Annotated in this window: 8 protein-coding genes; 2 read left to right on the forward strand and 6 right to left on the reverse strand. The window is 67.1% G+C overall.

Annotation, left to right across the window (positions count from 1 at the left end; all coding sequences use genetic code 11):
* Window positions 1-141: 141 nt before the first annotated feature.
* The 6 genes from QH283_RS16865 to QH283_RS16890 form a co-directional block, all read right to left on the reverse strand.
* Window positions 142-1164 (reverse strand): MlaD family protein, encoded by a 1023-nt coding sequence (locus QH283_RS16865; protein ID WP_280503943.1) that lies wholly within the window; start codon window positions 1162-1164, stop codon window positions 142-144.
* Window positions 1165-1167: 3 nt separating this feature from the next.
* Window positions 1168-2667, reverse strand: a complete 1500-nt coding sequence (locus QH283_RS16870) for an MCE family protein (RefSeq protein ID WP_280503950.1) — start codon at window positions 2665-2667, stop codon at window positions 1168-1170.
* Between the two features lie 8 nt (window positions 2668-2675).
* Window positions 2676-3539, reverse strand: coding sequence for an ABC transporter permease (locus QH283_RS16875; RefSeq protein ID WP_280503944.1), 864 nt, complete (start codon window positions 3537-3539; stop codon window positions 2676-2678).
* A 1-nt stretch (window position 3540) separates the two neighbouring features.
* Window positions 3541-4404: an MlaE family ABC transporter permease gene (locus tag QH283_RS16880; protein WP_280503945.1), complete on the reverse strand. Its 864-nt coding sequence runs from the start codon at window positions 4402-4404 to the stop codon at window positions 3541-3543.
* Between the two features lie 333 nt (window positions 4405-4737).
* On the reverse strand, window positions 4738-4926 hold the full coding sequence (locus tag QH283_RS16885; protein ID WP_280503946.1) for a hypothetical protein: 189 nt from the start codon (window positions 4924-4926) through the stop codon (window positions 4738-4740).
* Window positions 4923-5147, reverse strand: coding sequence for a hypothetical protein (locus tag QH283_RS16890; protein ID WP_280503947.1), 225 nt, complete (start codon window positions 5145-5147; stop codon window positions 4923-4925). The genes QH283_RS16885 and QH283_RS16890 overlap by 4 nt, the downstream gene beginning before the upstream one ends.
* Before the next feature lie 324 nt (window positions 5148-5471).
* Here QH283_RS16890 and QH283_RS16895 point away from each other — a divergent pair, with 324 nt between their 5' ends.
* Window positions 5472-6380 (forward strand): oxygenase MpaB family protein, encoded by a 909-nt coding sequence (locus tag QH283_RS16895; RefSeq protein WP_280503948.1) that lies wholly within the window; start codon window positions 5472-5474, stop codon window positions 6378-6380.
* 5 nt (window positions 6381-6385) lie between these two features.
* On the forward strand, window positions 6386-6664 hold a 279-nt coding region (locus QH283_RS16900; protein WP_280503949.1), incomplete at its 3' end, for an SRPBCC family protein.

Genomic DNA, 6664 nt, shown 5'->3' on the forward strand with positions numbered 1-6664 from the left:
ACGGGGGGTGGATGGTGTTGTGCGACACCCCGACCTGCTTGCCCCCGCTCGCGCCCACCCGCAGCACCACCACTAACATCGCGGCCGCGACGCCCTGCCAGAAGAAGCGGTTGCCCGCCCAGAGTTTGCGAATCCGTGCCATCAGCGGCACACCTCCGAGTGCGAGTTGCCGCCGACCTGCGAGAACAGGCCGGGGGGCAGCAGCACGCCCCACAGCGAGACGTCCAGGCTGCAGAAGTAGGCGTTGCCGTAGGTGCCGTAGCTGCTGAACCGGGCCAGCGAGTTCAGCAGGCCGGGCAGCTGGACGGCCGCGCGGTCGAGCGCCTCGCCGTTGAGCAGCAGCAGCGCCACACCGGTGGTGGCCTCGTCCTGCGCGGCGGCCATGTCCGGCTTGACCTGCGCGAGCAGATCGACCAGCCCGTCGGTGGCGGTGGCCACCTGGTCCACCGAGGACTTCAGCAGCTCGCCCTCGGCGTAGAGCGCCTCGACCAGCGCGGTGGACTGGGTGATCAGGGTCTCCAGCTCGTCGCTGCGGTTGGCCAGGCCGGCCAGCACCGAGCTGAGGTTGGCGATGACCTCACCGAGAATCACGTCGCGCTGTCCGAAGGTCGCCGCCAGGTCGGAGGCCTGGATGATCAGTGAGGACAGCGACACGTTGTCGCCCTGCAGGGCCTGGATCAGCGTCTCCGACAGCGAGTTGATCTGATCCGGCTGCAACACCGAGAACAGCGGCTCGAAGCCCGACAACAGCGCCGAGACGTCGAAGGACGGTTCGGTGCGATCGACCGGAATGTGCCCGCCGGGTTCGAGGGGGTCGCCCTCTCCCTCGCCGGGCACCAGGGCGATGTAGCGCTGACCGATCAGGTTCTGATACCGCACCAGCGCCTTGGTGGTGGTGGTCAGGCGCTGCCTGTCCTGGATGCTGAAGTCCACCCGCGCCAGGTACCCCTCGTCGAAGTCGATCTTGTCGACCCGGCCCACGCGGACTCCGGCCATCCGTACGTCGTCACCGACCCGCACGCCCATGACATCGGTGAAGGTCGCCGAGTAGGAATGGGTGGTCCCCGGCACCGATCGCTGCAGGGTCGACCAGATGACCCAGGTCAGCAGGATCGCGATGACAGCGAAGAAACCGAACCCCGCCAATGCCTTCCCGGATTTCACGACTCATTCACCCCCGTCGGCGTCGAGTGCCTCGTACATGGTCACCGTGCCGCCGGCCAGCACCGGCGTGAGCAGCAGCAGCTGCGCCGCCGTCGGCCTGCCGCCGACCACCGCCGCGACCGCCGCGTGGCCGCGGCCGGAGGCGATCGGACGCATGGCGGCGGGGGTGGTGGCCGTCGGGTCCTGGGCCGGGTTCCGCGTCTGCTCCTGCTCGCCCGCCGGGGCGGTCAGCCCGGGGATGGCGGGCAGGCCCGGGATGGCGGGCAGGCCGGGGATCGACGGCAGGCCGGGCTCGGACAGGCCGGGGATGCCCGGCACGGTCATCGCGCCCTCCTCGCCGCTCGGCAGGCCGGGCACGACCACGGTCGGCGCCGGTCCCGCGGCGTCGAGCCAGCCGGGACGCATCTGCTCCGGGTAGACCTGCTCGGGCGCCTCGGCCGGCACGGTCGGGCCGCCGCAGCGCGGGCCGGCGAGGTCGCCGTAGCGCGGGCAGTCCTCGGCGGTGTACTGCTGAAACGGCGTGAAACTGACATCCATCTTCCAGACCATCTGCTTCTTCGGTCCCCAGGTGAACACCTCCGACAGCGCGGCGAGGGACTGGTTGAGGTTGCGCGCGGTGTACGGGATCGCGTCGGGATCATCGGCGAGACCGCCGAACAGGTCGCTCAGACCGGGCACCAGATCCTTGGCGGCGTTCGGGTTCCGGGCGAACAGGCTGTTGACCGAGTCCACCGCGCCCGAGGCGTTGGTCAGCAGGGCGACCAGGTTGTTCCTGCGCTCGGTCAGCGTCTGCGCCGCGGTCACCGACTCGGTGAGCACACCGACCAGCTCGGGCGCGGACTGGCTCAGCGCGGTGGTCGCCGCGCCGAGGTCGCCGAGCAGTTCGCCGACGCCGGGGATGTGCCTGACCTCGGTGATCCACCGGTCGAGGCGCTCGACTGTGGAGCCGGGCACCCGCGAGGCCGGGTCGAGCGCGGCGGCCAGCGTGGCCAGCACCCGGCCCAGCTTGGCGGGCTGGATGTTCTCCAGCACGTCGCGCAGCACCGTCAGCGTGGTCTGCAGCTGCATGGTCTCGCCGCTGGTGTCCTCGGCGATGACGGCGCCCTCGCTCAGGTAGGCGTCCGGTCGGCCGTTGTCGACCAGCTCGATCGCCGAGACGCCGAAGATGTTGTTCGGGATGACGCGGGCGGTGACGTTCGCCGGGATGGTGCGCGCGGCGTCCGGCCGCAGGTGGATGTCCACCCGTTGGCGCTGGCCCTTGGCCACCACCTCGACGGCGTCCACCCGGCCGACGACCATGCCGCGGAACTTCACGTCCGCCCGCTGCGGCAGCCCGTCGCCGGTGCTGGTCAGCTCGGCGTGCACGGCCACCTTGTCCTCGAAGTAGCCGGTGTAGCGCAGCGCCAGCGCGCCGAGCACCAGCGCGAAGGCCACGATCATGGCGATGCCCGCCATGGTGAGCTGGCGCGCGGTGGCGCCGCGGCCGCTGGGATCGAGAATCACCATTTCCCCTATCCCGAGATCCGAAAGCCGGGGTCGATGCCCAATTGGGGAAGTGTCTGTAACAGTTTCGCGAATACCATCACGACGATGACCATCTTGATGGCCTGCCCGGCCGCCACCCCGACGCCCTCGGGACCGCCGGTGGCGACGTAGCCGTAGTAGCACTGGATGAACGTCGCCAGCATGACGAACACCACGACCTTCAGCAGCGAGAAGAACACGTCGGTGCCGATGAGGAACTGGAAGAAGTAGTGGTCGTAGGTGCCCGCCGAGGTGCCGCCGAGGAACAACACCGACAGCTTGGTCGCCAGATACGCGGTGGCCAGGCCGACGGTGTACAGCGGAATGATCGTCAGCGTCGCCGCGATCATCCTGGTGCTGATCAGGTACGGCAGCGGGCGGATGGCGATGGACTCGAGCGCGTCGATCTCCTCGGAGATGCGCATCGAGCCGAGCTGGGCGGTGAACCGGCAGCCCGCCTGGATGGCGAAGGCCAGCGTCGCCAGGATCGGGGCCAGCTCGCGCGTGGTGGCGAAGCCGGAGATGGCGCCGGTGAGCGGACCCATGGTGAGCAGGTTCAGCGCGTTGAACGACTCCATGCCGACGGTGATGCCGCCGAACGCGCACAGCACGACGACGACGCCGATGGTGCCGCCGCCGACGATCAGCGAACCGTTGCCCCAGCCGATGTCGGCGGTCAGCCGCAGCACTTCCTTGCGATAGTGCTTCAGCACGAACGGGATCGCGGCCAGCGCCTGGAAGAACGTGATCGCCTGGTGCCCGAGCCGCTGGTTCGCCCGGTAGGGACCGGCGAGGACCTCGCCCGCCAGCTTGACCGGCACGAGCGCGGGCGGGGTGTACTTGGTCCCCACCTCAGACCACCTTCGTCGGGAACAGCGTGTTGTACAGCTGGGTGAGGATGATGTTGGTGGCGAACAACATCAGCGCCGAGGTCACCACCGCGGAGTTCACCGCGTTGGCGACGCCGCCGGGTCCGCCCTTGGCGTGCAGGCCGATGTCGCAGGCGATGATCGCGGTCAGCAGACCGAAGATCGCCGCCTTCACCAGCGCCACGATCAGGTCGTCGGCCACCGCGAAGGAGGCGAACGAGCCGATGAACGAGCCGGGCGTGCCGGCCTGGGCGTAGACGTTGAACATGTAGGCCGTCGCGAAACCGACGAACACCACGAATCCGCACAGCAGCATCGACACCAGCACCGCCGCCAGCAGCCGGGGGGCCACCAGCCTGCGCACCGGGTCGACGCCCATCACCCGCATGGCGTCGATCTCCTCACGGATGGTGCGCGAGCCGAGGTCGGCGCAGATGGCCGAGCCGACCGCGCCCGCGATCATGAGCGAGGTCACCAGCGGGGCGCCCTGGCGGATGATGCCGAGGCCCGCGACGGCGCCGATGAAGGTGGTGGCGCCGACCTGGTTGACCAGCGCGCCGATCTGGATCGAGACCACCACGGCGATCGGGATGGCCACGAAAACCGTTGGCGCGGCGGACACGTTCGACATGAACGCGCACTGCTTGATGAACTCCTGGTAGGGGAACCGCCGCGCGGCCATCGAGCGGAACAGCTCGATCGCCGCCGCCCGGCCGAGGCTCACCTGACGGCCGAGCGTTTCCAGGGACTGCTGGGGATGCCGCTTCCACAGCCCCTTCAGGTCGTCCACGGCGCGTTCCAGATCGGTGAGATCCTTCGCGGCCGGAAGGCTTTCGGTGGTTGTCACGCTGCCCGAGTTCCTTTCTGGGCTTTTTCGCCGCATGTCTCGCCGGCCGTTGGCGGCCTCGTGCGCGAGTGCGCGGAGCGTGTGCAGTCTCCCATAACGGAGTTGCGCATCACAAGCCGTAAGTGAATAGCTATTCTCATTCGTGGATGAACCGTTTCACGGTCGAGGAAAACGCTGAGCTGCGACGATCACCGCCCTGTCATCGCAGGTCAGCGCGCATCGAACAGGCGTAGGTCATGCCATTTCCGCATGACTGATTTAGCGGAAAAAGTTTATGTAAATTACTCGCAATTACGAGCCCATTGGAGTCGATTTCAGGACCGGATCGACCGGTCAGACCGGCCCGCTCAGATACTGCTGCAGGAAGTACAGCCCGGCGCCGAGCACACCGACGCCCGCGGCGAGAACCGCGACCACGGCGACCCACAGACCGAACCGCAGCACAGGATTGACCTTGATTCCGCCACCGAGAATCCGCACGCCGGAGACGAGGATGTCGATGAGCCAGACCAGAATCATCATGTCATCGTCACATTCGCGAAGATGAGCACGGGCCAGCAGACGATCGAGCCCAGGAACGAGACGATCACGTCGATGCCGTGCATGTCGCGTAGGTGCGAGGTGTGCGTGACCGACCAGATCACCCCGATGATGCCGTAGGGGATCGCCAGGATGATCAGCGTGCCGATGAACTCCGACACCTTCATCTCATAGCTGAATATTCGATCCAGCTTCTTCAACACTGAAGTGCTTCCTTTCCTTCGCGCCGGCCGCCGGACACCGCCCACCTCCACGGCCCCACCGAGCGCCCGCGCCGTATGTTACTCATGATTCACAGTGCTGCGGAAGCGCTTCCGGGAAACACCCTGCTCACCTACCACAGTTTGCCATGGTCAGAGCGGTCAACACGGCCTCGAATCAAGTTACCAAATATTCTGGCATCCACGGTTCCGCCCTCGAAGAATCGTCAGTAACATATCAAAACGGAGCGGGGTGCGGTGCCGCACCGCCCGAGAGATCGGGCACGGGCGCACCCCGGATCGCGTGGACGACAGAGAAGGACTCCCATGACCGCCGTAGCCAGGGAAGAACACCGGCACGAACCCGCACCGCTGACCAAGGAGCAGACCCGCATCCACATCCCCACCGAGCACCGGCCGCTGACCAAGAAGCCGCTGAAGCTCTCCGACGCCCTGGACTTCTGGTCCTTCGCCGGCGCGGCGGCCAACGTCGCCATGCAGATGGCCGATCCGGGTGTGGGCTACGGCGTGGCCGAGAGCAAGGTCGAGTCGGGTTCGCTGATGAAGCACCCGTGGAAGCGGGCGCGCACCACCACCACCTATCTCGCGGTCGCCATCCTCGGCACCGACGAGGAACGCGCCGCCTACCGGGAGGCGGTCGATTCCGTGCACCGGCACGTGCGCTCGGAGCCGGGCGCGAAGGTCAAGTACAACGCCTTCGACCGCAACCTGCAGCTGTGGGTGGCGGCCTGCCTGTACATCGGCTTCGAGGACACCTACCAGCTGCTGTCGGGCAAGATGAACGAGGAGCAGGCCGAGCAGTTCTACTCCACCGCCTCCACGCTCGGCACCACGCTGCAGGTCACCGAGGACATGTGGCCGAAGACCCGCGCCGAGTTCGACGAGTACTGGAACAAGGCCTGCGAGCGGGCGGTGCTCGACGAATACGTGCTCGCCTACATCAACGACCTGATCGATCTGAAGATGATCGCCTGGCCGCTGCGGTTCCTGTTCGCGGATCTGCTGCGCTTTCTCACCACCGGTTTCCTCGCGCCCTACTTCCGCGAGCAGATGCGCCTGGAGTGGACCGAGAACGACCAGCGCCGCTTCGAGCACCTGTTCATGTTCGTCGGCTTCGTCAACCGGTTCATCCCGCGTTTCATCCGGCACGCCGGAAGTCACGCGCTTATGGGTGATCTGAAACTCCGCAGGCGGCGGCGCAAGTATCTAGTGTGATGCCCATGCGCGTCGTGGACATGCACCGGACGATCGCCGCCCCGATCGGCGAGGTGTTCGACTGGATGACGGATGCGACGAACTACCACCGCGTTCCGTCGGTTCGTCGCGTCGTCCTCGTCCGGCCAGGGGACACCCATGGCCACGGCGTCGGCGCGATCCGCGTGGTCAACGCGCTGCTGTTCCGCATGACCGAGGAGATCACCGAATTCGAGCCGCCCACGTTCATGCGCTACTACATCCCCCGCTCGATACCGCCGCTGCGCCACGACGAGGGATACATG

It is taken from the genome of Nocardia farcinica (assembly GCF_029867845.1).
Taxonomy (GTDB): Bacteria; Actinomycetota; Actinomycetes; order Mycobacteriales; family Mycobacteriaceae; genus Nocardia; species Nocardia farcinica_A.

What these genes read in the sequence shown, in the direction of transcription:
- QH283_RS16895 (WP_280503948.1), top strand. Translation starts at nt 5,472, where the DNA reads ATGACCGCCGTAGCCAGGGAAGAACACCGGCACGAACCCGCACCGCTG.
- QH283_RS16885 (WP_280503946.1), bottom strand. Translation starts at nt 4,926, where the DNA reads ATGATGATTCTGGTCTGGCTCATCGACATCCTCGTCTCCGGCGTGCGG.